A 25,039-nucleotide genomic window follows, 5' to 3' on the forward strand; every position below is an offset into this window, starting at 1 on the left:
CCGGGCGTGATCAGCGACACCGACCGGGGCGGCCCGGGGCCACCCAGCTGGTCGGGGATCGCACGCCCCGCGGCGACAGGACAAGGCCGCTACGCGGCGGCTGCGCGACCGATACATCGGAACTCCCACACTGTGGGCGGCTCACACCCCTCGGGTCCATGAGCGTTCCGAGCGGCCGTCAGCGCCGCGCGACCGGTTCCGGCTCCCCTGCCTACCCCGCCCCCTCGCGGACGGTGTGCCCGGGAGTGGCCGTCGTCGCCCCGGTGCCGGACGGGTCCAGCCATGCGAGGGCCTGTGGGGTGGCGAGCCGGGGCAGCAGCAGCTGCCAGAAGCCCGTGAGCGTCCGCGGGGACAGCCAGGCGCCGTCGTGCCGGCCCAGCACCTCGAATCCGGCCGTCGTCGCGACGATCGCGGCCACCGCGTCCTCGCGGGACACGCCCTCGGCGAGCGTTCCGGCGTCGGCGGCCTCGGTCAGCAGGTCCTGGACACGGCGCTGCCACTCCGCGCGCAGGTCCGGTGCGGCGGAGCGCTCCCCGTCACAGCTCAGCCGGAACCCGGCCCGGGTGACCGGGTCGTCGCGGAGCAGTTCGGCGACGGTGTGCGAGGTGTCGACGAGGGCCTGGAGGGCGGTGTCCGTACGGTGGCGGATCGCGCCGGACACCTCGTGCAGGCCGCGTGACGCCTCGGCGACCACGGCCTCCGCGACGGCTGCCTTGTTCTCGAAGTGGAAGTGCAGCGCGCCCGTGCTGACGCCCGCGCCGGAACTGATCAGGACCAGTCGCGCCTCCGCGTAGCCGTGCCGCTCGATCACGGTGGCGGCGGATCGGATCAGCGCCTGGCGGGTACGGGTGGCACGCTCCTGCTTGGTCACCGGAGCCTCCGCTCATGGACGGCGTCGGGGGATATCAAACCAACTTACCGGTTTTGTTCGCGGAGAACCGGAGAAGGGGAGAGCGCGGCACACCGCGGGAGCGGGGCATCACCGCTGGACCGGCGCGAACGCGTCCTTGTGGTCGGCCGCCCAGGTACGGAACGGCCGGGCCTCGCCGCCCGTCACGTCGTGGACCGTCGGCACGACCGCCGCCTTGGCGCCCGCGAGCTGCCGCTCCGCGCTTTCGAGGAAGGCTTCCGCCACCGGCCGGGGATACTTCGCGAGCAGTGCCGTGCGCGCCGCGTCCGGGCCCAGTTCCTCGAAGCGCAGCGGCCGCCCCAGTGCTCGGGAGAGCTGGGCCGTCTGCTCACGTGCGGTGATCGCCTCGGGGCCCGAGACGGCGTACGCCTTGCCCTCGTGACCCGTACCGGTCAGGACGCCGACGGCGACCGCTGCGACGTCGCGCGGGTCGATGCAGGCGACCGGCGCGTCGCCGTACAGGGCGCGTACCACGCCCGACGAGCGGATACCGGGCGCCCAGGACAGGGTGTTGGACATGAAGGTCCTGGGGCGGACGAACGTCCACGGGACGCCCGACTCCCTGACGGCCTGTTCGTTCTCCCGCTGGCGCCGGGTGATGAAGTCGTCGGCGCCGGGCTCCTCCACGGCCATCATCGACAGCTTCACCAGGTGGCGGACGCCCGCCGCGGCCGCGGCCGTCGCGACCCTCTCGTCGTCGGGCTCCGTGGGGCTGTTCGTCACCAGGAACACCGACGTGACGCCGTTCAGCGCCCGGTCGAGGGCGGGGCGGTCCGCGTACTCACCCGCGACGGCCTCGACCTGCGGTCCCCGTACGGTCAGCCGCTCGGGGCGGCGCGCGAGAATCCGCACCGGCCCGGTCGCCGCCAGCAGTCCGGCGACCTCGCGACCCACCGCCCCGGTCGCACCCGTCACCAGAATCATCCGGAACCCCTCAACACCCTTGTCCACAGCCGTAGCACTTCGGGGTCGGCCGCACCTCAGGCCCTGACCAGTGGACCGGACAGGAGCGTGGAGAACACCGGCTTGCCGTCCTGGTGGCCCGTCACCCTCATGGTCACCGTATCGCCGGCCGATTCGGGCAGGACCACCGCCCTGATCCAGCACGGGCTGCCGAACTCGGCGTACCGGTGGAAGCGGGTGCTCGCCTCCGCCGGGACCATCCCGCCGCCTCCGGCCACCAGGCACGCGGCCTGCCGGGCCGCCTCCAGCAGCAGCATGCCCGGGACGTGGTCGTTGGGGCGCTGGAACAGCGTCGGATGCCGGGTGTCCACGCGCAGTCCCCAGACGCCGTCCCGTCCGGTCTCCGACAGCACCACGTCCTCGGCCCTGGTCCGGCCCGCCCGGGCGGCGGGCACCGGTGCGGTCCGCGGTATGGATATGCCTTCGGTGGGCACGTCCTGACGGATCCGCCGGTACGCCTTGGGGGTGGTGAACCGGGTCGCCCCCGTGCCCGTGGCGGCGAGCCGTCCGTCCCGGTGCACCGCCCAGCCGACGCGCCCCTGCGCCGGGAGCCCGCCCCGCCACTTCAGGTCGGAGCAGTACACCTCCACGTCGATCACGGTGGGCCCGCCCCCGACGGCCAGCTGCTCCGGATGGCACACGTAGTCCAGGTCCGCCATCAGGAAGTGGTGGCCGAGGGGGACTCCGTACCCGGCGTGGAAGGCGAGCATGGCCGCCTGCCGCATCGCCTCGGCGACGAGCAGCGGGTCGTGCCGGTCCTCCGCCACGGGCGCGAAGAACGGGTGGTCGTGCGGGAGGAGCGCCTCCACCGAGAACCGGTCATGCCCCAGGCGGACCCAGTTCTGCGGAAAGGCGTCCTCCGGCCGGCTCCGGTGCACCATCTCGATCCCCACGGGATGCACCACCGCGGCCTCCGAATCCATAGCCGGCACCGGATCGATCAAAACTGCTGCTTCGGTCATAACTCCCCCCAGGGGTCATGTGATGGCGAGCCGTTCCTGCGATGCACGCGCGCTGATAAGATACAGACTAAGCGGTTTTTTTTCTATCCCCGGCAGGGTGGGCCCCCCACACCGACCCGGCCGTTCACCGGCCCCCGCCCAGCGAAGGAGACAGAATGGCCAAGCAGGACCGGGCGATCCGCACACGCCAGACAATTCTGATGGCGGCAGCCCAGGCCTTTGAGAAATACGGTTACCAAGCAGCCACCATTACCGAAATACTGAAAAGCGCCGGCGTCACGAAAGGCGCCCTCTATTTTCATTTTCCGTCGAAAGAAGATCTCGCCCTCGGTGTCCTCGATGCCCAGGAACCGCCGAGGGCGGCCCCGGACCAGACCCTCAAGCTCCAGGAACTCATCGACGTAGGGATACTTTTCAGCCATCGGCTTCAGACCAGCCTCCTCGCCCGAGCGGGTGTCCGCCTCTCGATGGACCAGCAGGCTCAGGGCCTCGACCGCAGTGGCCCCTTCCTCCGCTGGCAGGAGGCCACCCACGCCCTCCTCGCCCAAGCCAAACACAACGGCGAACTGCTCCCTCACGTCAACCCCACTGAGACCGCGGATCTCTATGTCGCCGCCTTCGCCGGCACCCAGGCGGTCTCCCAGACCCTCACCGACTACCGCGACCTCCAGCGCCGCCACATCACCCTCCAGCAGCACATCCTCCCCAGCATCGCCACGCCCTCGATCCTGACCGCCCTCGATCTGACCCCGGAGCGCGCGGAGCGCCTCAGCCGCCTCGATCCCGTCACCTGAGCCCGCCGGGCCGGGTTCAGGCGCCCAGGGCCAGCTTCGTACCGAGGCCGATCATCATCACGGCGACGAGGCCGTCCAGCACCCGCCACGACGAAGGGCGCGCGAGGACCCCGCTCAGCAGCCGGGCGCCGTAGCCGAGGGCGGCGAACCAGCACACGCTGGCGAGGATCGCGCCGAGCCCGAAGGTCCAGCGCAGGGCCCCCTGGTCGGCCGCGACGGAGCCGAGCAGGAAGACGGTGTCGAGGTACACATGGGGGTTGAGCCAGGTCATCGCGAGGCAGGTGAGCACGACGCCCCGCTTCGTCGCGGCCGGGGCGTCGTGCGTGTGGAGCGCGGCCGGGCGCAGGACACGGCGCGCGGCGAGGAGGCCGTAGCCGATCAGGAACACGCCGCCGAGCAGCCCCACCACGCTCAGGGCCGCCGGCCAGGCCACGACGACGGCGCCGACCCCGGCGACGCCGAGCGCGATGAGCGCCGCGTCGGACAGGGCGCAGATGGCCACCACCGCGAGCACGCCGTCGCGGCGGACGCCCTGGCGCAGCACGAGGGCGTTCTGGGCGCCGATGGCGACGATGAGGGAGAGGCCGGTGCCGAAGCCGGCGGCCGCGGCGGTCAGGGCGTTGGTCATGGGAGAACCGTATGAACGCCAGCATCCTCATGTACAGCTAATGATTCTTACGTATCATTAGCTCACATGATGTCGGAGCTTCCTCTCGATCAGGTGCGGACGCTGCTGGCCGTCGTCGACGAAGGCACGTTCGATGCGGCCGCGCAGGCTCTGCGGGTCACACCGTCGGCGGTCAGCCAGCGCGTGAAGGCGCTGGAGCAGCGCACGGGCCGGGTGCTGCTGATGCGGACGAAACCGGTCCGGCCCACCGAGTCCGGCGACGCGGTGGTGCGTTTCGCCCGGCAGCTGGCCCGGCTGGAGCGCGACACCCGCGCGGCGCTCGGGATGTCCGGGCCGGGCGAGTCGGCGCGCCTGGCGATCGCGGTGAACTCGGACTCGCTGGCGACCTGGTTCCTGCCCGCCCTGCGGCGCGTGCCCGAGGAGCTGGACCTCTGCTACGAGCTCCGCCGGGAGGACCAGGACCACACCGCCGCGCTGCTGCGGGAGGGACTGGTGATGGCGGCCGTCACCTCGTCGCCGAAAGCGGTGACGGGCTGTTCGGTGCGGGGGCTGGGCCGGATGCGGTACATGCCGGTGGCGACGCCCGGTTTCGCGGACCGGTGGCTCGGGCGGGGCACGGGGGCCGAACTGCGCGAGCTGCTCGCCGACGCACCCGTGCTCTGCTTCGACCGGCGGGACGACCTCCAGGACTCCTTCGCGCGCGGGCTCGGCCTCCCGGCCGGAGCGGGCGCACGGCGGCACTCCGTCCCCACCTCCGAAGGGTTCGTGGAGGCCGTGGCGGCGGGCATGGGCTGGGGCATGCTGCCCGACGTCCACGCGCGACCGCTGCTCAGCACCGGCCAGCTGGTGACCCTCACCCCGGATCACGTCGTCGACGTCCCGCTGTACTGGCAGCAGTGGAAACTGGACTCCCCGGCCCTGGCGGCCGTTGCCGAGGCGGTGGCGGCCGAGGCCGCCGAGACCCTGCGCGGCCCCCGGTCCGGCCGACCGCCCGGAGGACGTCCGCCTCAGTGACCGCAATATGCTCGTCGACGTCGGCGGCCGGGAACGTACCGCCGGCGAATTCGCCGCCCTGTGCACGGCGGGCGGCTGCGCCCTCCACGCCATCACACCGCCGCCCGTACCGAACGTCTTCCAGATCATCGAGGCCTCGCCGCCTGACGCCAATCGGGCGCCCACACACCGGAGTACGCATGTCCCCGCAGGTCCCCGCCCCCCTCCTCCGCCGCAGGAGCAGGCTCGTCGCACTCGCCGGCGGTGTCGCGGTCGCGACGGCAGCGGGGCTGCTCCTGTCCGGCGTCCTCGCCACCGGCTCTCCCGCACGGCCCGCGCCGAAGGTCGTGCCGCCCACGGCGAACGCGACGTTCGACTACCAGATCGGCGGTGCGTACCCCCCGCCTGCCGGGGTGGAGGCGGTCGTCCGCGACCGTGGCGACCAGCCCGCCGAAGGGCTGTACAACGTCTGCTACGTCAACGCGTTCCAGGCCCAGCCGGACGCACTCGCCTGGTGGCGGAAGAACGGCCCCGGTCTGCTGCTGCGCGACAGCGACGGCGACCTGGTCAACGACGAGGCGTGGGGCGAGGCGCTGCTCGACACCTCGACCGCGGCCAAGCGCGGTCGGCTGGCGGTGATCGTCGGGGACTGGATCGACGGCTGCGCGAAGGCGGGGTTCCAGGCGGTGGAGCCGGACAACCTGGACTCCTACGAGCGCTCCGGCGGCCTGCTGACCCCGGCGCACAACGCCGCGTTCGCCTCGCTCCTGGCCGCCCGGGCGCACGCGGCCGGGCTGGCGATCGGCCAGAAGAACAGCGCCGATCTGCTGGAGCGGCGCGAGGCGATCGGGTTCGACTTCGCGGTCAGTGAGGAGTGCGGCCGGTACGACGAGTGCGCGGACTACGCCTCCGCGTACGACGACCGGGTCTTCGTCGTCGAGTACACCGCGCGCGACTTCGCCCGGGCCTGCTCGTCCGTGGGAGCCCGGCTGTCGGTGGTGCGCCGGGACCTGGACGTCAGGCCGGCCGGACGAGCGGGGTATGTGTTCCGTACCTGCTGACGCCTCAGGCCGAAGGAACAGGCGTCCGGCCCTGCTGACGGGCTCAGGCCGAAGGGCCGGGCGCGTCCGGCACGGGGTGGGTGCAGACGGTGAAGATGCCGCCGTAGGGGTCGCTGATCACCGACTCGGTTCCGTCGGCCGGGCAGTCCACCGGCGGCGAGACCGTGCCGCCCGCCCCGCGGGCCGCCTCGGTGACCGCTTCCAGATCCTCGACCAGGAAGCGGACGTGCCAGCGCGGGCGCAGCCGGGGATCGGGGGACGCGCCGTCCCCGCCGCCGCGCAGGGTGGCCACGGTCCGGCCGCCCTGGCGTACGACGACGGCGTCCTGCGCGTAGGCGTAACCGACCTCGCAGCCACCGGGCTCCTCGGAGGCCCAGCCGAAGATCTCGGCGTAGAAGATCGCGGCGTCGAAGGCGTGGCTGGTGCGCAGTTCGAGGGAGGCCGGTGCGTTGTCGCGACCGAGCAGCCACGGAGGGGTCCGGCCCTCCCAGAAACCGAATCCGGCCCCCTCGCGGTCAGCGGCGACGGCTCCCCGGCCGGGGCCCAGCCGGATCGGGCCGACGGCGATCGTGCCACCGCGCTCCCGGACCCTGCCCGCGGCGGCGTCCACGTCGTCGACGGCGAAGTACGGGGTCCAGTTCACGGACGCGGGCAGGCCCGGGGCGATCTGTCCGATCCCGGCGACGGGCACGGTCCCGACGTGGGCGACGGAGAAGCCCTTGCCGAGGGTGCCGGAGCGGAAGGTCCAGCCGAGAACGGCCGTGTAGAAGCCCTCGGTGGCCCGCAGGTCCGGGGTCATGAGACTGACCCAGCACGGAACGCCGTGCACGGGAGTGGTCTGCTCTGCCGCCGTCATCGGGATCCGTCTCCTCGCCCCCGGTCCTGGGCCGCCGGCCGCTGACGCCGGTCCGGCGGGTGGGTCTGGTGGTCATCGGCCGCTTCCAGGCCGATGCGCTCCGCGGCCTCACGCCTCCTCGGAGCAGCATGCCCTCCATACCTACGCCGCCCGCGTCGCCGCCGCCACCCGGGCCGCGGGTTCGCCCAGGTGTCCGGCCGCCGTGCGCCAGGCGGAGGTGACGGCTTCGCGGGCCCTGGCGGTGGCCGCCTCGACGTCCGGCGGAAGGTGCAGCGCGGCGCCGACGTGGACGTGGAGGCGGGGGCGGCGGGCCGGAGCGGTGAGCAGCCCGGAGATCTGCTTGACGCACCGGCCTGAGGTCACGCGGCGGGCGCCCGCCTGGCCGAGCGGCACGACCGGAGCGCCGGACGCGTGGGCGAGGCGGGCGAGGCCGCTGCGGAAGCTCTCCGGCGGGGCCTCGGCGGCGTCGGTGCGGCCGGGCAGCCGGCCCTCCCCGTAGATCAGGACATGCCGCCCGTCCCCGAGCGCGGCGGCCGCCTCGTCGAGGGCGCCGGCCGCCCGGCGGGTGTGGCGGTGCACGGGCACATGGCCGCCGTGCTCCAGCAGCCGGCCGAGGACCGGGATCCGCCAGAGCCCCGCGGTGGCGAGGACGACGGGTTCGACGCCGAGGCGGAGCAGAGCGGCGAGGACGATGCCCGGGTCGGCGAGGGAGGTGTGGTTGGCGACGATGATGCTGCCCGCGGCCGGGGCGGCGTGGTCGGACGTCACGGTGAGGCGGCCGAAGGAGGGGACGACGACGGCGGCGATGCGGCTGAGCACGGGTCTCGGTTCTCCAGTGGTCCGGTGGGCGGGGCGGCCTTCCGCGGTGCGACGCGGACGGGCCGGGCCCGCCCGGCGCTCGCCCCGGCTGTCGTCCTCATCCTCGCGGCGGCCCGGGCGGTGGGCCTGAGCGCTCGTACTCAGGCGTACCTGGTCAGGTGCTCGGCTCCGGTCTGCTCGGCGGCGCTGCCGTGCCGCGTCGACATGCGGTGCGGGCGCGGGCCGAGGCGGGCGATCGGCCCCGAGCCGCTGGCGGGCGACCCTGGTTTCGCGCTGCTGCCCGCGCTGGGCATGCGCTGGGAGAACGTGGTGGGGGGGCGGCGTGACGGATGGCGTGCTGTACCGCTTCGGCCTGCTGACCGCGGCGCTGGGGCTGGACCGGCGACGGACCGTCGGCCGGACGCTGGGCGGGTGCTGCGGAGCGGGCTCCGGTATGCCGAGGGCGGCCGGACCGCGCTCGAACCCGCGCGGGTCGTCATCGCGACGATTCTGCTGGAGCACCGGGGCTCCCCCGCGCGGTGAAGGGCCCGCCTGCGGTGGACTACCTTATTGCACATAGATTGCACTTACTGAAATGTGGCAAGGAGGCTCCAGTGGGCTCTCCCGTGGTGCTCGGGATCGAATCGTCCTGCGACGAGACCGGGGCGGGACTGGTGCGGGACGGACGGCTGCTCGGGCATGCGCTGGCCTCCAGCATGGACGAGCACGCTCGTTTTGGCGGAGTCGTGCCGGAGATCGCGGCGCGGGCGCATGTGCACGCGCTCCCCCCGGTGGTCCGGCAGGCGCTGGACAGCGCGGGGCTGAGCACGGAGGACATCGGCGCGGTCGCCGTCACCACGGGGCCCGGGCTCTCCGGGGCCCTCCAGGTGGGGTTGGCCGGGGCGAAGGGGCTGGCGTACGCGCTGGGCGTGCCGCTGTACGGCGTGCATCATCTGGCGGGCCATGTCGCCGCCGACACGCTGGAGCACGGTCCGCTGCCCGACCCCTGTGTGGTGCTGATCGTCTCCGGCGGCCACACCTCGCTGCTGCTCGTGCGGGATCTGGCTCGCGATCCGATCGTGCACCTCGGGGACACCGTGGACGACGCGGCCGGGGAGTGCTTCGACAAGGTCGCCCGGGTGTTCGGGCTGCCCTATCCGGGCGGTCCGGCGATCGACCGGGCGGCGCGGGAGGGCGACCGGCGCGCGGTGGCGTTCCCGCGGCCGATGACCGGCTCGCGGGACGCCCCGTACTCCTTCTCCTTCTCCGGGCTCAAGACGGCGGCCGCTCGGTGGGCCGAGCAGCGGCGCGTGGAGGGCGGCGAGCTGCCCGTGGCCGACGGGGCCGCGTCGCTCCAGGAGGCCGTGGCCGATGTGCTGACCCGTAAGGCGGTGGCTGCCTGCCGCGATCACGGGGTGTCCACGCTGGTCGTGGTCGGCGGGGTGGCCGCCAATTCGCGGGTGCGGGAGCTGGCGGAGCGGCGGTGCCGGGCGGCCGGGGTCACGCTGCGGGTGCCGCCGCTGAAGCTGTGCACGGACAACGGGGCGATGATCGCGGCGGTCGGCGATCTGCTGGTGCGGGCGGGGGCGGAACCCGCTCCGCTGGATGTGTCGATCGACCCGTCGGCGCCGCTGGAGTACGCGGCGCTGCACCCGGGTGTGCGGAGTGCGAGCCGGGCCGCCTGAGGCCCCGGCCGTCTTCTCCCGGGTTCCGGACGCCGGGGGGCGTCCGGAACCCGGGCCCTTCGGCGGCCCTCGGCGTCCAGGGGGCCACGGGTGAGCAGGACCCCGGTGCGGGCCGGGAGGGGTACGGGCTCCCCGGCGGGGTCGACCGCGCGGACCGGGCGGTCGCCGCGCTCGGACATGCAGACCACGTGCATCTGCGCGCGGACATCCAGAGGTCCGGCCCCTCGCTCAGTCGGCACAGCGGTCCGGTGTGCAGCGCGGTGAGGGAGCGCCTCTGCCGCAGGACCTCGCGGTACGCGGTACAGGGACAGCATGGAGGCGGGGTCGTCGGCCTGGCGGTCGGCCGCGCGCAGCGGCCCGTCCCGGGGGCAACGGAAGCCAGGGTTCCACGGTGGAACCGAAGCCCGCGTACGGTTCACCAGCCGCCCGGGGCAGCGGGGTACGGCAGCCGCAGCGGCCGGGGCCCGTCGCTCAGCGCGGAAGCACATGGGGGGTCCTGGACGCGGTCCAGCGGTACGTCGGCTTCCGGCAGGCCCCCGCTCCTCGCCCTGGTGGGGGTAGGCGGAGCCGGGCAGGGCGAGCGAGAGCGGGGCGGCGGCGCGGGCGCCGAGGTCCAGGTCCGCTCGGGACGCCCGCTCGGGAGCGCTCTCCGCGCGCCGGCGCGGGCCGCTCACCGACGCGGGGCCGCCGGGGTGTCCGTGGCGGTCCGCCGGGGGCCGCGGTGGCGCCGGGCCTGGATTCAGGACATCCGGCCTACCGCGGCCTCACCCGCTTCCGCTTGCGGCGGTTCTTCAACAAACCATCGCGTCACGAACGCAAGAACATGGCAATAGTCGCAGGACGTTCACCGTCCCGTGATGGCCAGGCCCGCAGGGGCACATGGCCGCCCTCGCGGACGCGGGCCGGGTTTCGGCTCGTCCGCCCAGGGCTGCTAGCGGGCGGCGGCGGCCGTCCGGACGGTGCCGAAGTCGACCGCGCGGTCGGCGTCGCGCAGGACCTCCTCGGCCACGCGGCGCACTTCGGCGAGCACGTCGCCGTGTTCCTCCACAAGGCCGGCGTAGATCGGCGCTTCGGTGCTGTCTGCGGTACTCATACGGAATACTTCCCCGTCGGTCTCGTGCGAAGAGCCCCTGCCGGTCGGCAAAGGCGGGGGCGAGTGTACGTGGTGGGCGGCGGCGGTCGCGATTCCGGTCCAGCACTGGGACAACCGTCACACCTGCTGGAACACCCGCGCGGGCGGCACCGGCGGGCGGCACCGGCGGGCGGCCGGCCCGGTCAGCCGACGCGGGCCGCGGGCAGCGGGCGGTGGCCATCGGTCCACTGGTTGACCCAGCCGCAGCCCGAGCAGGCGTAGCGGCCGTCGAGGCCCGCGATCTGGGTGCCGCACCGTGCGCATCCGATGTACGTGATCTCCGGGTGTTCGGTGGCCGCCTCGGCCGGAGGCCGCTCCTCCGGACCGGTCGAGGGTGCCCCTCCTGCGAATCGCGTCATGCCAGCAACGTAGCGCAGGGGACTGACAGTGCTCCCGGGCCGCCCGCGCGCCGACCGGCGCCGACCGGCGCCGACCCGCATTGACCTTTCGGGTCCCGTCGCCCATCGATCGGATGGGATGCATTGTCGGCCGTTTCTGACTGCTTTTCGCTATGAACGGAGGCGGCGGGGCCCGGCGAGGCAGGATGTCCCCGTGATGGGCAACCTCCCCGTCGTGACGACCAGTTTCGTCGGCCGCAACAGCGAACTGGTCAGCATCGAACGGGCACTTCGAGATCATCGGCTGGTCACGCTCACGGGCAGCGGCGGGGTCGGCAAGAGCCGCCTGGCCCTGCGCACCGCCGAGCGGGTCCAGGGCCGTTACGCGGACGGTGTGTGGTGGGCCGACCTGTCCCATCTGCACGACGACCAGCTGCTCACCACGACGGTCTGCGACGGGGTCGGACTGCTCGACCACAGCCCCCGCCGCCCGGTGGCCGCACTCTGCGAATGGCTGGCCGACCGGCGGCTGCTCCTGGTCCTCGACTGCTGCGAGCGGGTCGTCGGCCCGTGCCGGCAGCTCGTCGCCGAACTGCTCTCCGCGGCTCCGGGCCTGACGGTGCTGGCCACCAGCAGGGAGCCCTTCGGCGCACCGGACGAGCACGTCATAGAGGTGCCCCCGCTCTCCTCGGGATCCGACGGGGACGATGCCGTCCGCCTCTTCCACGACCGCGCGGCCGCGATCGTTCCGGACCTCCGGCTCGACGCCCCGGACAGTGCGGCCGCCGTCGCCGACATCTGCCGCCGCCTCGACGGCATACCGCTCGCCGTCGAACTGGCCTGCGCCCAGCTCCGCGGGAGCAGCGCCCAGGAGATCACCGGACGGCTGGCCTCCCGGATGGACTCCCTCACGGACGACACGCTGTGGCCCCGCCGCCACCGCGCCCTGCGCACCACGATCGGCTGGAGCCACGAGCTCTGCGCTCCGCTGGAGCGGCTGCTGTGGGCGCGGCTCTCCGTCTTCCGGGGCGTCGTCACGGCGGCGGACGCCGAGGCGGTGTGCGCGGGCGGGCCGCTCGACGCCGACGCGATCGCCCCCGCGCTGGAGCGGCTGGCCGACCAGTCGGTGCTCCGGCGGACCGGGGAGGGCTATCTGATGCTGGACACGCTGCGCGAGTACGGGGCGATGTGGCTCGCCGAGCTGGCGCAGGACGCCCTCCTGGCGGACCGGCACGCCCGGCACTTCGCCCAGGTCGCCGTCCAGGCGTACGCGGGCTGGCTGGGGCCCTCGCAGGTCGCGTGGTACCACCGGATCGCCGGCACGCACGCGGATCTGTGCGCGGCCCTGGACCACCTGCTGGCCGAGGACCCGGAGAAGGCGATGGAGATGGCCGGGTGCGCCGGGCTGTTCTGGAGCTGCTGCGGCCATCTGCACCAGGCCCGTACGTATCTGGAACGGGTGCTGGCCCTGCCGCTCTCCGCCGGTCCGCACCGCACCCGCGCGCTCTGGGCCCTGGGCATCACGCTGACGCTCCAGGGCGACCACGAGGCGGCCCGCCGTACGGGCGAGGAGTGCCATGCCGCGGCCCGCCGCGACGAGGACGCCGAGGCGGTGCTCCTCGCGGCGCACTCCATGAGCTTCACGTATCTGATGATGGGCAAGCCGCACACCGCGCACTCCATCAGCGACCACGCGCTGCGCCACCACGCGGGCGACCCCGCCGACGCGCCTTCGCAGCTCCGCTGCCGGGTGATACGCCTGTTCGCCCTGTCCGCGCTCGGCCGCCTCGACGAGGCGTACGAGGAGGCCACCCGGCTCCAGCGGATCAGCCTGCGCTTCGGCGAGCACTGGGCCCGGGCCTACGCCGATCACCAACTGGCTCTCATCCACCTGCTCCAGGGACGCCCCCGGCACGCGGAGAGCCATGCGCGGGCGATGCTCGCGAGCAAGCACGAGCTGCACGACAGCCTCGGTATCGCGCTCGGCCTCGACCTGCTCGCCGGAGCCATCGCCGTCCAGGGCAACGGGGTGGCCGCGGCCCGCGCCTCCGGGACGGGGCACACGTACTGGCGCATGATCGGGCACCCCCACCGGGGCACCCCGGAGCTCGGGGCGATCCGCGAGCAGTGGGAGCTCCGGGCCCGGCAGGCCGCGGGCGACTCGGCCTACGAGCGGGCCTACCTGAGTGCTTCGGCCGACGACGCGGAACGGGGCCTGGCCCACGCGCTGGAACGCCGGCTGCCCTGAGGGCTGTCCCGCGGCGAGAGCCGGGGATGGGCCGGGAAACGCCCCCGGGCCGGGGCCGGAAACCGCCTAGCATCCCGGTATGACGACCATCAGCCGCCTGCGTCCCGGCCATGCCGACGCCCTTCTCGCGTTCGAGCGGGAGAACCGCGCGTACTTCTCCGCCTCGGTGCCCGACCGGGGCGACGACTACTTCGCCGGTTTCGCCGAACGCCACCGTGAGCTGCTCGCCGAGCAGGACGCGGGCCTGCACCACTTCCATCTCATGGAGGACGCCGACGGGACCGTCCTGGGCCGCGTCAACCTCGTGCAGGTGGAGAACGGTTCGGCGGAGCTCGGGTACCGGATCGCCGAGAAGGCGGCCGGGCGCGGCCTCGCGACCCGGGCGGTTCAGCAGGTCTGCGTGCTGGCGGTGCGGGAGTACGGGCTGACCGAGCTGCGGGCGGAGACGACGCTGGACAACTCGGGCTCCCGTGCGGTGCTGGCCCGCACCGGCTTCGAGCCGGTGGAGGACGTCATGTTCGGCGGCCGCCCGGGGCGACGGTACGTCCTCGATCTGCGCCGGGGCACTGCCCCGGCCCGGTGACGGTGCGCCAGTGATCGGCCGGATGGGCCACCTCGGGGGCAGGGCCCGTCCGGCCGTCGGATGCTGGGGCTCGCGGGAGCGGAACGCCCCGCCCGCGCGGTCCGCGCGACGCCACCCCTTCCAGGAGGTACCCCCGGTGCCGACACGCCACCTTCCCCCCGTCCCGCCGCCCCCTGGCCGCTCCCTGCGGCAACGAGCCGCCCGGCGAGGAGCCGTCGTCGCCGTGCTGGCGGCCGCCTCGCTCGCCGGACTGCTGACCGGCCCGGCCCACGCGGGCGGTGACGGGGGCGACGGCCCGCACGGGCCGGCCGACCCTGAGCTGCGGCGCAAGCTCCAGGCGCTCGTCGACACGCCGGGCGGTCCGCCGGGGGCCATCGCGGTCCTCACGGCGGGCGGCCGCAGCGAGGTCTACCGGGCGGGCACCTCGCAGATCGGCACCGGCCGCCCCCCGCGGACCGGCGATCACATGCGGATCGCCAGCACGGCGAAGGCCTTCAGCGGTTCGGTCGCCCTGCGTCTGGCGGACCGTGGCGCCCTCTCCCTCGACGACACCCTCGGGCGCCGACTGCCCCGGCTGCCCTCCGCCTGGCACCGGGTGACGCTCCGCCAGCTCCTGAACCACACCAGTGGGCTGCCCGACTACACCGAGGACCCCACGTTCATCGCCGAGCTGACCGCCGACCCGCGCAGGCACTTCGACTCCCGGAAGCTGCTGGACTACGTCGCCGGGGACCCGCTGCGGTTCCGGCCGGGCTCCGCGTACCGCTACTCGAACTCCGACAACATCGCCGTCGCCCTCATGGCGGAGGCAGCGACGGGACAGCGTTACGAGAGGCTCCTCGCCGAACTCGTGTACCGGCCACTGGGTCTTCGTCACACCACCCTCCCCCAGGGCTACCGGCTGCCGGAGCCCTATCTGCACGGCTACGCGACGGACCCGCCGAACGCGCCCGAGGACGTCAGCACGGTGCTCGGCGCCTCCGGAGTGTGGGCGTCGGGCGGCATCGTCTCGACGCCCCGGGATCTGGGGGCCTTCATCCGCGGCTACGCCGGGGGCCGGGGCCTGGGGCCCGCGGTCCGCCGCCAGCAGCTGACGTTCGTGGAGGGGAGCTCCGAACCGGCCGGACCCGGCCGCAACAGGGCCGGACTCGCCCTCTTCTCCTATACGACGCACTGCGGCACCGTGTACGGACACACCGGCAACTTCCCCGGCTACACGCAGCTCGCGGCGGGCACGAAGGACGGCAAGCGGTCCCTGACCGTCTCCCTCACCTCCCAGGTGAACAGCACCACGAATCCGCGGCTGCTGGCCACCCTCCGCGCGCTCCAGGAGGACTTCGTCTGCCGGCTGCTCGACCGCCGCGAGCCGGGCGGCAAGCGGTAGCGCACGCGCGAAGGGGTACGCCGGACCTCCGGCGTACCCCTCTTTCCTCGCAGGCTCTCAGCGGTCAGTAGTCGTCGTTCTCCTCGCGGACGATCGCGTCGGTCTTGGCGTCCACGTCGAAGGTCGTCCTCTTCCAGTCGGAGCCGACCACGTCGACGGCCCAGATGACGCCGTCGCCGTTGTTCTCCTCCAGCCTGACGGAGGTGACCGTCCCCTTCTTCTTCTCGGTGGCGACCTTCGCCGCCTGCTGGGGGGTCTGGGTGGCCTGTGAGAGCCACTCGACCGTCTGCTCCTTGTCCTCCGTGTCCTGATCGGCGTCGACGCGGGCCTCGGTGACCTTGCCGTCGACCGCGTTGATCCGCACGGTGTGGATCGTGCCGTCCCTCTCGGCGACCTCCGCGACCCAGACAGGGCCCTCGGCACCGGGGCTCGCGGTGGGACTGGACGTTCCGGTCGGGCTCGCGGTTCCGGTCGGGCTGGCCGTCCCAGTCGGGCTTCCGGTCGCGGTCGGACTGGGGCTCTCGTCGCGGTCGTCGTCGTCCACGCCCTCCAGGTCGAGATCGACCAGCTTGCCCCCGGCCACCTCGCCGACAGCGGTCGTGGCGGCGTCGTCGAAGGTGACCTTCGTGGCGTCGAGCACCTCCTTGCGTTCCTGCTGCTCCTCGGTCAGCTCGGCGGTGGCGGACGGGGTGGTCGTCTGCTGCTGCGGAACGACCTTCGCGGCCTCGGAGGTGGCCGCGGACGTCGCGTTGTCCGCGCTCTGGCCACAGCCCGTCAGCAGAACGGCCGCGGCCGCCGCCATACCGAGGGCGCCGACCATCGTGAGGTTGCGGGAACGGAGGGAAGCGCTGTTCTTTCGTCGAGGCTCAAGTCTCATGCACGCATGCCTAGCCCTCCGCGCGGCCGCTCATGTTGTCCTACCGGGCGGAGTCACCCGATCGACCGGGCGGCTCCGCCCGTTGGCCGTCGCTCCCCGGGCAAGGGGTGACGGGGTGCGAAACAATGGGTTGCAGGACCGCATCCTGTCCGCGGTCCGGCCGGGAGGCCGTTATGCACCACATGGTTCACACGGAGCGCTACGAACTCATCTTCCAGCTGTCCGGCGCCACGGACGACGTGGTCACCGTCCGACTGACGGACCGGATGGGGGCGGGCGGGTTCCCGGTGTACGAGGACGAGACCGGGATCATACGGGCCGAGATCAGCGACCGGGGCGAGGTCCGCATGCTCGCCAGCGGCGGACACCAGCTCCCGGGAGCTCCCCTGCTGGTCCGCCCCCTCCGCGAGGACGCACCGCAAGCGCACTGACCAGTCCGGACAGCCCCACCGGCGGGGCGTACCCCTCACGGGTGCGCCCCGCCTTCCGTTCATGCCCATTCCTCGCCCGTTTGTGTTTACATTCCCGCACCTCGAACGTAACCTGAGCGCGAAACCACAGACTCGGGCATGAAACGGAAACGAAACCACATGTACGCACCGGAGCGTCAGCAGGAGATCCTCCGCCTCGCCCAGGAGAGCGGCCGGGTCGACGTACTGTCCCTGGCCGAGGAGTTCCAGGTGACCGCCGAGACGGTCCGGCGGGATCTCAAGGCGCTGGACCGGGCGGGGCTGCTGCGCCGGGTGCACGGCGGCGCGATTCCGGCCGGACGGCTGGACTTCGAGCCCGATCTCGCCCAGCGCGACGCCCTCGCCGCCGATGAGAAGGACCGCATCGCACAGACCGCGCTCGCCGAGCTCCCCGCGGACGGCAGTGTGATCGTCGACGCCGGGACCACGACCGCCCGGCTCGCCGCAGCCCTGCCCGTCGACGCGACGCTGACCGTGGTGACGCACGCGCTGCCGGTGGCCGCGCGGCTCGCCGATCACCCCGGCGTCGCGCTGCATCTGGTCGGCGGCCGGGTCCGCCACCGCACCCGGGCCGCGGTCGATGCCTGGGCGCTCGGTTCGTACGCCGAGATCAACGCCGACGTGGTCTTCCTCGCCACCAACGGCTTCTCCCCCGACAGCGGTCTGACCACGCCCGACCTCGCCGAGGCCGCGGTGAAGCGGGCCGTGATCAGGGCGGCCCGCCGGGTCGTCCTGCTCGCCGACTCGGGCAAGCTCGGGCAGGAGCACTTCGCGCGCTTCGGCGATCTGACCGATGTGGACCTGCTCATCACCGACACGGGCCTCAGCCCCGACGACGCCCGCTCCATCGAGAGCCGGGGCACGGAAGTAGTACGCGCATGATCCTCACCGTCACCCCCAACCCCAGCCTGGACCGCACCTACGAGCTGCCCGGTCTGGTACGCGGCACCGTGCTGCGGGCCACCTCGGACCGTGTCGATCCCGGTGGCAAGGGCGTCAACGTCTCGCGCGCCGTCGCGGCCGCCGGACACCGGACGGTCGCCGTCGCCCCGATCGGCGGACCGGAGGGAGCGCTGCTCGCCCGCCTCCTCGGTGACCTGGGCATCGAGGCCGCCGGCGTGCCGATCGCCGGGAGCACCCGGATCAACGTCACGCTCGTCGAGCCCGACGGCACCCTCACCAAGGTCAACGCGGCGGGTCCCGAGCTGAGTCCGGCCGAGGCGGAGGACGTCCTCGAAGCGGTACGGACCCGCTCGTCGGCCGCCGACTGGATCGCCTGCTGCGGAAGCCTGCCGCGCGGACTGCCGCCCCGGTGGTACGCGGAGCTCGTCGCGCGCAGCCACCGGGCCGGGGCGCGGATCGCGCTGGACACCTCGGGCGCGGCGCTGACCGCCGCGCTCGCCGAGCGGCCCGACGTGGTCAAGCCCAACGTCCAGGAGCTGGCCGAGGCCGTGGGCCGTCCGCTCGCCACGGTGGGCGACGCCCTCAAGGCCGCCGAGGAGCTGCGCGAGCGCGGCGCCCGGTCGGTGCTGGCGAGTCTGGGCGCGGACGGGCAGCTGCTGGCCGAGGCGTCGGGGGCGTATTTCGCCACCGCCCCGGTGGCCACCGTTCGCAGCAACGTCGGTGCCGGAGACGCCTCCCTGGCCGGTTTTCTGGCGGCGGGCGGGCAGGGCCCGGAGGCGCTCGCCTCGGCCGTCGCCCACGGTGCCGCGGCGGTGCAGCTGGCCGGAAGCCTCATGCCCACCCCGGCCGACCTCGATCTGCCGTCGGTCGTGACGACCTCCGACGTGCCGCTGGACCGCGCGCTGGCGGAGCCCGCCCCATGACCCCCCGCACCGCCCCCGTAGCCGCCCCGACACCGCAACTCCCGTACGGACCCCACCCGTACGGGCCCGCCGCCCCGTCCCCCCGAGCCGCCGCAGGGCGGTCCCCGAGCAAGGAGCACCGCGATGAGTGAGCTGATCACCGCGGAACTGGTCGACCTCGATCTGTCCGCCGCAACGAAGGACGCCGCCGCGAGGTCGCTCGCCGAGCGGATGGTGGCCGCCCACCGCGTCACCGATCTCGACGGCTTCCTGGCCGACGTCGCCGCCCGCGAGGCACAGATGCCGACCGGTCTGGACGGCGGTATCGGCATACCGCACTGCCGCAGCGCACATGTGAGCGCCCCGACGCTGGCCTTCGGGCGCAGCGCGGCGGGCATCGATTTCGGAGCGGCCGACGGTCCGGCGGACCTGATCTTCCTGATCGCCGCACCGGCCGGGGCCGACGACGACCACCTCACCATCCTGTCGGGCCTGGCCCGCAGGCTGATGGACCCGGAGTTCACGGCCGCGCTGCGCGCCGGTAGGGACCCGGCGGCGGTGGCGGCGCTGATCCGGGACGAGGAGCCGGCGGAGGAGGCGCCTGCGCGGGAGTCGGCCGCAGCCGTGGTGGAGCCCCCCGAGGAGCCCGCCCCCTTCCGGATCGTCGCCGTCACCTCCTGCCCCACCGGCATCGCGCACACCTACATGGCCGCCGAGTCGCTGACCGCGGCAGGCCGCGCCGAGGGCGTCGAGGTGACCGTGGAGACCCAGGGCTCGGCCGGTTTCCGGAAGCTGGACCCGGCGGTGGTCGCGGCGGCCGACGCGGTCATCTGGGCCCACGACGTGGAGGTCCGGGAGAAGGCCCGGTTCCGGGGCAAGCCGCTGGTGGACGTCGGGGTGAAGGCGGGCATCAACCGGCCCGCCGAACTGATCGCGGAGGCCCGCCGCAAGGCGGAGCACGGAGAGATCGCCGTCGCCCCGCAAGACGACGACGCCACGGACGTCGGGAGCGGATCCGGGGCGGACCACGCGCACTTCGGCGTCCGGCTGCGGACGTATCTGATGTCCGGTGTCAGCTACATGGTGCCGTTCGTCGCGGCGGGCGGTCTGCTGATCGCCCTGTCGTTCGCCATCGGCGGCTACGAGATAGCGGACGCCAGGTCGGTGGCCGATCACTTCCTGTGGGGCGAGGCGGACAGCTGGGCCGCGCTGCTCAACCAGATCGGCTCGGCGGCCTTCGCCTTCCTCGTGCCGGTGCTGGCCGGATACATCGCGTACGGCATGGCGGACCGGCCCGCGCTGGTCCCCGGTTTCGTCGGCGGGGCCGTCGCGCTGACCGTGAACGCCGGGTTCCTCGGCGGTCTGGTGGCCGGTCTGCTGGCCGGTGCGGTGGTGATGGCCGTCCAGCGGGTGCCGGTCCATCCGACCCTGCGCGGCATCATGCCGGTGCTGGTGATCCCGTTGATCGCGTCGGCGGTCGTGGGATTCCTGATGTTCATCGTGGTCGGCAAGCCGATCGCCTCGTTGCAGAGCGCGCTGACGGAGTGGCTGAACGGTCTGTCCGGCTCGAACGCGGTGATCCTCGGCGTCGTCCTCGGGCTGATGATGTGCTTCGACATGGGCGGCCCGCTGAACAAGGTCGCCTACGCCTTCGCGGTCGGCGGTCTCGCCGACCCGACCCCGGGCAGCCTCAAGGTGATGGCGGCGGTCATGGCCGCGGGCATGGTCCCGCCGCTGGCGATGGCGCTCGCCACCACCGTACGCAGGAAGCTGTTCACGAAGACCGAGCGGGAGAACAGCCGGGCGGCCTGGGTGCTGGGTGCCTCGTTCATCACCGAGGGCGCGATCCCGTTCGCGGCCGCCGACCCGCTGCGGGTCATCCCGTCGGTCATGGCGGGCGGCGCGGTGACCGGTGCGCTGTCGATGGCCTTCGGGGCGACCCTGCGCGCTCCGCACGGCGGGATCTTCGTGGTCCCGCTGATCGGTGAGCCGTTCCTGTACCTGCTGGCGATCGCCACCGGCACACTGGTCGCGACCGCTCTGGTCGTGCTGCTGAAGAGTGCCCTCCGGACGACGGCCCCGGTCGGCGACGCGGGGCCCGCGGACGCCCCGGTCCCGGTCGCCGCCTGACCCCCGGCGGACCGTGTCCGGGGCGTACCGCCCCGGTACGCCGGGTGGTTGGATGGCTCACGTGAGCGAGAACTGGAACGCCGGCGATCCGGCCGTCCTGGCCCTTCCCTCCGGGCGGCTGGTCCGTGGCCGGGGGCTGCGCGAGCCGTTGCCCACCGGCCCCGAGCCGGAGTTCGCCGTCCACCTGCTGGGGCGCACACCGCCCCAGGTCGGGTGGGAGTCACGGTGGCTGCGGTGGCCGGACTTCCGGCTTCCGGCGGACCGGGAGGCGGCCCGGGCCCTCCTCGAAGAGGTGTGGAACCGGGCCGCCGACGAGAGAGTCGAGGTGGCCTGCGGCGGCGGAATGGGCCGGACCGGGACGGCACTGGCCTGCCTGGCCGTCCTGGACGGGGTCCCCGCGGCGGACGCGGTGGCGTTCGTCCGCCGGGGCTACCACCCGCGGGCGGTGGAGACGCCCTGGCAGCGCCGTTACGTACGCAACTTCGCACGGCGCTAGAAGCGTGCGGGCCTTCGCCTCCCGGCTCTGCTGGGCGGTCAGCCGTGGCGTACGGCGCGGAGCACCGCGTCCCGGACGACGGTCTCGCGGCCTTCCGGGTCGGGGCCGACGCGTTCAGGTGCGGACGCCTCGATGACCGCCCACTCGGCGGGGTCGAGGACGGCCGCCATCTCCTCCCCCGTGGCGAAGAGGTCCGCGCTGCCGGGGCGTCCGACGGAGGGGTCGCGGTCGTCCGGGTGGTGGCTGACCACGAGGAGGGTGCCGCCGGGGCGGACGGCGGCGGCGAGCCTGCGGTGCAGGGCGTGGAGCTCGGCCCGGGGCAGGTGCATGAACTGGGCGGAGACCAGGTCGTAGCGTTCGGGGGCCGGGTCCCAGCTGCGGACGTCGGCCTGCCGCCAGGTGATCCGGTCCGCGATGTCCGCCCCGGCGGCGGCCGCCGTACGGGCGGAGGATTCCAGGCCCGTGGAGGACCAGTCGGCGCCGGTGACCCGCCAGCCGCGGGCGGCGAGCCAGATCGCGTCGGCGCCCTCCCCGCTGCCCACGTCCAGGGCCGTACCGGGGTCGAGGGGCGTCGCGTACTGGACGAGGACCGGGTTGGGGTCGCCGCTCCAGGCGTTGCCCGCCCGGTAGCGGTCCTCCCAGAACTCCTGGGTGAAGAACTGCTGGGCGTCATCGTCGTCGTGCCGGTGGCCGGGGGCGTGCTGATCCGTGTGGTGGTGGCTCATGGGGGCATGGTGCGGTCCGGGCTCCGGGGTGGGCCAACTTCCTTGCCGGATCGGCAAATCCCGCCGCTCAGCGCCTGGCCCGGCGGCGGCGCAGCACCACCAGGGGTACGGCGGCGGCAAGGGTGATGCCGCCCGGGTCGAGCACCGCTTCGGCGGCCGGGGCCGGGTGGTCGGCGCTGCCCTGGGCGCTGTCGAAGGTGTCCGGCACGGGCAGGGTGCTCCAGCGGCCGAGCGGCCAGGCGATGACCACGGCGCGGCCGACGACCTCGTCGACCGGGACCATGCCCTTGGTGCTGTCGTCCTGGTGGTAGCGGGAGTCCTCCGACGCCTGGCGGTGGTCGCCCATCACCCAGAGCTTGCCCTCGGGCACGGTGACCTTGAAGCGGCCGCCCTCGTCGTCGCTGCACGGGGTGTTCCCGGGGAAGACGTACGGCTCGTCCAGGGCGGTGCCGTTGACCTTGACCGGCCCGTCGCCGGCGCACTCCACGGTGTCGCCGCCGACGCCGATGACCCGCTTGATGAGGTCCTTGTCCTCAGCCGAGGGCATCACGCCGATGAAACCGAGCACCTTCTGCACGGTGTTGGGCTCATCGACGGGCACATCGTCGAGCCAGTCCGCCGGATCGTGGAAGACGATCACTTCGCCCCGTTCCGGTTCCGCTCCGAACCAGGGGGTGAGCTTGTCGACGAGGACACGGTCGCCCTTCTGCAGGGTGTCCTGCATGGAGTTCGAGGGGATCGAGAAGGCCTGTAGAAGGAAGGTCTTGATCAGCAGGGCCAGGACCAGGGCCATGCCGATGAGGAGCGGGAGCTCCACCCAGAACGGCCGGTTCTTCCTCGTCCTCGCCGCTCGTCCGCCCGCACGCCTCATCGCCCCGCTCCTCGCCCCGTGTGTCCCGCCCGTCCGTTCCTGGGGGAACGGATCCCGTGCGGATCACTCTATGGGGTGCCGGTGGCGGCGAAGACCCCTACGGGGCAGGTGAGGGCGGTCCGGCGGGCTGCCCGGCGGTGACCGACGGGACCGTGGCCCCCGCGCCCTCCCGCACGGCCTCGACCACGCTCTGGTGGAAGGCGCGGCTCTCCTCCTCGGAGGGACACGGCACAGGGCTGCCCGCGAGGGTGAACCAGTCCGATGATCCGCTGTACTGCACGGCCACCGACGCCTGTCCGTCGGACCAGGTCGTATGCACCGTGAGATCACCGGTGAGAATTCCTGCTTCTACGGTGCGTACTCCGCCGGTTCCCGCGAAGACACCGCTGGTCGTCCACGATGCCCAGCTCATGACGCGTCGCCTTTCGGACAAGGACAAGCCTGTCTAGCGGACTGCTTCCGAGTATGGCACCGCTGGTGGGAGTGTGCACGGGTGTGCGAGGGCCGGTCGCGGCCGCCGGTGCTCAGGCCCGTTCCAGCACCCCGCGGACGAAGGCGGCCTGGCCCGCGTGCTGGAGGTCCTCGGCGATGACGCTGATCAGCCGGACGCCCAGGGTCACCGGGGGCGACCAGGCCTCGTCGACGATCCGGTCGAGGGCGTGGCCGTTCAGCCCTCCGACGAAGTCCAGGGTCCGCTGATGCACGGCGTCGTAGTAGCCGAGGAGAGGTGCGGCGGAGTCGACGCGGACGGCGGCGACCTCGTCACCGCTGTGCCCGTAACCGGTGGCCGTCTCATCGAACGGCAGATCGAAGCGGTCGGCCCAGCCCTCGGTGAGCCAGACCTGTTCGGTTCCGGCCGCGTCGGCGATGTGGTCGTCCTGGATGCGGGTGAGGTGCCAGATCAGCCAGGCGATCGAGTTCGCCTCCTCGTCGAGGCGGGCGTTGAGGCCGTCGGGCGGGAGTCCTTCCGCCGCCGCGTGGACCGCTTCCCTGACGCGGCCGAACGCCTCGGCCAGCATGCCTGCGCTGTTCATCCGTTCACCTTCGCCGCCGGGGCGGGCGGGGGCGGGGTGCGACACACCCCTGGCCGGGGCTCGCGGCCGTACGATCGGCCTCACGCTCGTACGCGATCTGCTCCGGGCGACCGCGGCGACGCGCGGCACGCCCTGCTGAGGAGCGCGTTCCGGCCGCGTTTCAGCGCAGGCCGTGCAGCCAGTCGGTGAGCAGGGTGTTGACCTCGGCGGGGCGTTCCTGCTGGATCCAGTGGCCGCAGCCTTCGAGGAGGTGGGCGGCGGACAGGCCGGGGAGGGTCCTCGGGTAGGCGTCGACGGCGTCGGACATCCAGGTGGTGGAGGCGTCGAGGGTGCCGCCGATGAAGAGGGAGGGCTGCGTGACGGGGGCTCCGTGCCAGGCGGTGAGGTCCTCCCAGTCCCGGTCGACGTTGCGGTAGCGGTTGAGCGCGCCCGTCAGGCCGGTGCGTTCGAACTCCGCGCTGTAGACGTCGAGGTCCCGCTCCTGCAGCCATCCCGGCAGTCGGCCTGCGGGGAACCGGTCGGCCATACGCGCGCCCTGCGGGACGAAGAAGAGACCGCTGTGATCCGCGGGGGCGAGGGTGTCGCCGGAGAGGCCTGTGTAGAAGCCGGTGAGCCAGCCGCGTACGTCGGGCTCGATCTCCGCCTCGGCGCGGCCGGGGGTCTGGAAGTAGCTGACGTAGAACTCCTCGTCACCGCCGATCCGGGTGAAGGCGTCGGTGGGACGAGGGCCTCCGGGGGGTGCGTAGGGGACGCTGAGCAGGGCGGCAGCGGTGAAGACGTCGGGGCGGAGCAGGGCGCTGTGGGCGGCGATGGGCGATCCCCAGTCGTGTCCGACGACGATGGCGGTCTCCGCGCCGAGGGCTCTCACGACAGCGGTGTTGTCGGCGACGTGGGCGAGCATGCGGTAGGCGTCCACGGCGACGGGCTTGGAGGAGCGTCCGTAGCCGCGTACGTCGATGGCGACGGCCCGGTATCCGGCGGCGGCCAGCGCGGGGAGCTGGTGACGCCAGGAGTACCAGGACTCGGGGAAGCCGTGGATGAGCAGGACGAGAGGACCGGTGCCTTGTTCGACGCAGTGGATGCGGCCGCCGGGGACTTCGACCAGGCGGTGCACCGCGCCGGGGAGGAGCGTGGAGGGGCGGGCCGCGCGGTCCGCCGGCGGTGTGGGGCGGGGGGTGTGCTCCGGCATGGTTCCTCCTCGGGCGCCCGGCGGTGGGGCGGTCGTGACGGGGCTGCGGGCGGCCGGCTCGGAAGCCCGGCCGCCCGGTCACGATCATTCGGCCGGGTCAGCCGCTC

At 73.4% G+C, this 25,039-nt stretch carries 27 protein-coding genes and 1 pseudogene; 12 read left to right on the forward strand and 16 right to left on the reverse strand.

What is annotated here, in order from left to right; genetic code table 11:
* Positions 1 to 211 precede the first annotated feature (211 nt).
* The 3 genes from ACZ5WC_RS30605 to afsA form a co-directional block, all read right to left on the reverse strand.
* Positions 212 to 871, reverse strand: coding sequence for a ScbR family autoregulator-binding transcription factor (locus ACZ5WC_RS30605; protein WP_468543857.1), 660 nt, complete (start codon positions 869 to 871; stop codon positions 212 to 214).
* Positions 872 to 979: 108 nt separating this feature from the next.
* Entirely contained in the window at positions 980 to 1,834 is an 855-nt protein-coding gene (locus ACZ5WC_RS30610; protein ID WP_468543858.1) for an NAD(P)H-binding protein, read from the reverse strand.
* Between the two features lie 56 nt (positions 1,835 to 1,890).
* Positions 1,891 to 2,796: a 2-oxo-3-(phosphooxy)propyl 3-oxoalkanoate synthase gene (gene afsA / locus ACZ5WC_RS30615; protein ID WP_468543859.1), complete on the reverse strand. Its 906-nt coding sequence runs from the start codon at positions 2,794 to 2,796 to the stop codon at positions 1,891 to 1,893.
* 194 nt (positions 2,797 to 2,990) lie between these two features.
* Between afsA and ACZ5WC_RS30620 the strand changes: the two genes are divergently transcribed.
* A complete protein-coding gene (locus tag ACZ5WC_RS30620; protein WP_468543860.1) occupies positions 2,991 to 3,629 on the forward strand; it encodes a ScbR family autoregulator-binding transcription factor in 639 nt (212 codons plus the stop codon).
* 16 nt (positions 3,630 to 3,645) lie between these two features.
* Here ACZ5WC_RS30620 and ACZ5WC_RS30625 read toward each other — a convergent pair whose 3' ends face one another.
* Positions 3,646 to 4,257: a LysE/ArgO family amino acid transporter gene (locus ACZ5WC_RS30625; RefSeq protein ID WP_468543861.1), complete on the reverse strand. Its 612-nt coding sequence runs from the start codon at positions 4,255 to 4,257 to the stop codon at positions 3,646 to 3,648.
* Positions 4,258 to 4,323: 66 nt separating this feature from the next.
* Here ACZ5WC_RS30625 and ACZ5WC_RS30630 point away from each other — a divergent pair, with 66 nt between their 5' ends.
* Positions 4,324 to 5,271, forward strand: coding sequence for a LysR family transcriptional regulator ArgP (locus ACZ5WC_RS30630; RefSeq protein ID WP_468543862.1), 948 nt, complete (start codon positions 4,324 to 4,326; stop codon positions 5,269 to 5,271).
* 179 nt (positions 5,272 to 5,450) lie between these two features.
* Positions 5,451 to 6,311, forward strand: coding sequence for an endo alpha-1,4 polygalactosaminidase (locus ACZ5WC_RS30635; protein ID WP_468543863.1), 861 nt, complete (start codon positions 5,451 to 5,453; stop codon positions 6,309 to 6,311).
* Positions 6,312 to 6,354: 43 nt separating this feature from the next.
* Here the strand turns inward: ACZ5WC_RS30635 and ACZ5WC_RS30640 are convergent, their stop codons facing one another.
* The 3 genes from ACZ5WC_RS30640 to ACZ5WC_RS30650 all read right to left on the reverse strand — a co-directional run bounded on the left by ACZ5WC_RS30640 (position 6,355) and on the right by ACZ5WC_RS30650 (position 8,279).
* The gene (locus tag ACZ5WC_RS30640) at positions 6,355 to 7,167 is read right to left on the reverse strand and encodes a VOC family protein (protein WP_468543864.1); all 813 of its coding nucleotides are present in this window, start codon (positions 7,165 to 7,167) and stop codon (positions 6,355 to 6,357) included.
* A 141-nt stretch (positions 7,168 to 7,308) separates the two neighbouring features.
* Positions 7,309 to 7,986, reverse strand: a complete 678-nt coding sequence (locus ACZ5WC_RS30645; protein WP_468543865.1) for a lysophospholipid acyltransferase family protein — start codon at positions 7,984 to 7,986, stop codon at positions 7,309 to 7,311.
* A gap of 140 nt (positions 7,987 to 8,126) precedes the next feature.
* Positions 8,127 to 8,279, reverse strand: coding sequence for a hypothetical protein (locus ACZ5WC_RS30650; protein WP_468543866.1), 153 nt, complete (start codon positions 8,277 to 8,279; stop codon positions 8,127 to 8,129).
* Positions 8,280 to 8,579: 300 nt separating this feature from the next.
* On the opposite strand from ACZ5WC_RS30650, the gene tsaD reads away from it, so the two are divergent.
* Complete coding sequence (gene tsaD, locus ACZ5WC_RS30655; protein WP_468543867.1) at positions 8,580 to 9,650, forward strand: tRNA (adenosine(37)-N6)-threonylcarbamoyltransferase complex transferase subunit TsaD; 1,071 nt, start codon at positions 8,580 to 8,582, stop codon at positions 9,648 to 9,650.
* 296 nt (positions 9,651 to 9,946) lie between these two features.
* On the opposite strand, the pseudogene ACZ5WC_RS30660 reads toward tsaD, so the two are convergent.
* The 3 genes and pseudogenes from ACZ5WC_RS30660 to ACZ5WC_RS30670 all read right to left on the reverse strand — a co-directional run.
* A pseudogene (locus ACZ5WC_RS30660) lies at positions 9,947 to 10,270 on the reverse strand (alpha-glucosidase); the annotation flags it as partial.
* 311 nt (positions 10,271 to 10,581) lie between these two features.
* A complete protein-coding gene (locus tag ACZ5WC_RS30665) occupies positions 10,582 to 10,743 on the reverse strand; it encodes a hypothetical protein (RefSeq protein WP_468543868.1) in 162 nt (53 codons plus the stop codon).
* A gap of 182 nt (positions 10,744 to 10,925) precedes the next feature.
* Positions 10,926 to 11,141, reverse strand: coding sequence for a hypothetical protein (locus tag ACZ5WC_RS30670; RefSeq protein ID WP_096630474.1), 216 nt, complete (start codon positions 11,139 to 11,141; stop codon positions 10,926 to 10,928).
* A gap of 196 nt (positions 11,142 to 11,337) precedes the next feature.
* Here ACZ5WC_RS30670 and ACZ5WC_RS30675 point away from each other — a divergent pair, with 196 nt between their 5' ends.
* The 3 genes from ACZ5WC_RS30675 to ACZ5WC_RS30685 all read left to right on the forward strand — a co-directional run bounded on the left by ACZ5WC_RS30675 (position 11,338) and on the right by ACZ5WC_RS30685 (position 15,335).
* Entirely contained in the window at positions 11,338 to 13,368 is a 2,031-nt protein-coding gene (locus tag ACZ5WC_RS30675) for an ATP-binding protein (RefSeq protein WP_468543900.1), read from the forward strand.
* A gap of 79 nt (positions 13,369 to 13,447) precedes the next feature.
* Positions 13,448 to 13,951 carry a GNAT family N-acetyltransferase gene (locus ACZ5WC_RS30680; protein ID WP_468543869.1) on the forward strand — a complete coding sequence of 168 codons (504 nt, stop codon included), beginning with the start codon at positions 13,448 to 13,450 and terminating at the stop codon, positions 13,949 to 13,951.
* Positions 13,952 to 14,204: 253 nt separating this feature from the next.
* On the forward strand, positions 14,205 to 15,335 hold the full coding sequence (locus tag ACZ5WC_RS30685) for a serine hydrolase domain-containing protein (RefSeq protein WP_468543901.1): 1,131 nt from the start codon (positions 14,205 to 14,207) through the stop codon (positions 15,333 to 15,335).
* Positions 15,336 to 15,399: 64 nt separating this feature from the next.
* Here ACZ5WC_RS30685 and ACZ5WC_RS30690 read toward each other — a convergent pair whose 3' ends face one another.
* Entirely contained in the window at positions 15,400 to 16,212 is an 813-nt protein-coding gene (locus ACZ5WC_RS30690) for a PepSY domain-containing protein (protein ID WP_468543870.1), read from the reverse strand.
* 182 nt (positions 16,213 to 16,394) lie between these two features.
* Here ACZ5WC_RS30690 and ACZ5WC_RS30695 point away from each other — a divergent pair, with 182 nt between their 5' ends.
* The 5 genes from ACZ5WC_RS30695 to ACZ5WC_RS30715 all read left to right on the forward strand — a co-directional run bounded on the left by ACZ5WC_RS30695 (position 16,395) and on the right by ACZ5WC_RS30715 (position 21,113).
* A complete protein-coding gene (locus ACZ5WC_RS30695) occupies positions 16,395 to 16,643 on the forward strand; it encodes a DUF6296 family protein (protein WP_468543902.1) in 249 nt (82 codons plus the stop codon).
* 159 nt (positions 16,644 to 16,802) lie between these two features.
* Positions 16,803 to 17,564 carry a DeoR/GlpR family DNA-binding transcription regulator gene (locus tag ACZ5WC_RS30700; protein WP_468543903.1) on the forward strand — a complete coding sequence of 254 codons (762 nt, stop codon included), beginning with the start codon at positions 16,803 to 16,805 and terminating at the stop codon, positions 17,562 to 17,564.
* Entirely contained in the window at positions 17,561 to 18,508 is a 948-nt protein-coding gene (pfkB, locus tag ACZ5WC_RS30705; RefSeq protein ID WP_468543871.1) for a 1-phosphofructokinase, read from the forward strand. Before ACZ5WC_RS30700 ends, pfkB begins: the two co-directional genes overlap by 4 nt.
* 123 nt (positions 18,509 to 18,631) lie before the next feature.
* The gene (locus ACZ5WC_RS30710) at positions 18,632 to 20,617 is read left to right on the forward strand and encodes a PTS fructose transporter subunit IIABC (RefSeq protein WP_468543872.1); all 1,986 of its coding nucleotides are present in this window, start codon (positions 18,632 to 18,634) and stop codon (positions 20,615 to 20,617) included.
* A gap of 61 nt (positions 20,618 to 20,678) precedes the next feature.
* Positions 20,679 to 21,113, forward strand: a complete 435-nt coding sequence (locus ACZ5WC_RS30715; RefSeq protein ID WP_468543873.1) for a protein-tyrosine phosphatase family protein — start codon at positions 20,679 to 20,681, stop codon at positions 21,111 to 21,113.
* Positions 21,114 to 21,151: 38 nt separating this feature from the next.
* Here ACZ5WC_RS30715 and ACZ5WC_RS30720 read toward each other — a convergent pair whose 3' ends face one another.
* The 5 genes from ACZ5WC_RS30720 to ACZ5WC_RS30740 form a co-directional block, all read right to left on the reverse strand.
* Positions 21,152 to 21,838, reverse strand: coding sequence for a class I SAM-dependent methyltransferase (locus ACZ5WC_RS30720; protein ID WP_468543874.1), 687 nt, complete (start codon positions 21,836 to 21,838; stop codon positions 21,152 to 21,154).
* Positions 21,839 to 21,905: 67 nt separating this feature from the next.
* Positions 21,906 to 22,709 (reverse strand): signal peptidase I, encoded by an 804-nt coding sequence (gene lepB / locus ACZ5WC_RS30725; RefSeq protein ID WP_468543875.1) that lies wholly within the window; start codon positions 22,707 to 22,709, stop codon positions 21,906 to 21,908.
* Positions 22,710 to 22,806: 97 nt separating this feature from the next.
* Positions 22,807 to 23,121 carry a hypothetical protein gene (locus ACZ5WC_RS30730; RefSeq protein WP_468543876.1) on the reverse strand — a complete coding sequence of 105 codons (315 nt, stop codon included), beginning with the start codon at positions 23,119 to 23,121 and terminating at the stop codon, positions 22,807 to 22,809.
* A 112-nt stretch (positions 23,122 to 23,233) separates the two neighbouring features.
* Positions 23,234 to 23,743: a mycothiol transferase gene (locus tag ACZ5WC_RS30735; protein WP_468543877.1), complete on the reverse strand. Its 510-nt coding sequence runs from the start codon at positions 23,741 to 23,743 to the stop codon at positions 23,234 to 23,236.
* Between the two features lie 160 nt (positions 23,744 to 23,903).
* A complete protein-coding gene (locus tag ACZ5WC_RS30740) occupies positions 23,904 to 24,932 on the reverse strand; it encodes an alpha/beta fold hydrolase (RefSeq protein WP_468543878.1) in 1,029 nt (342 codons plus the stop codon).
* Positions 24,933 to 25,039: the final 107 nt, after the last annotated feature.

This window comes from Streptomyces sp. NPDC033165, from assembly GCF_055577965.1.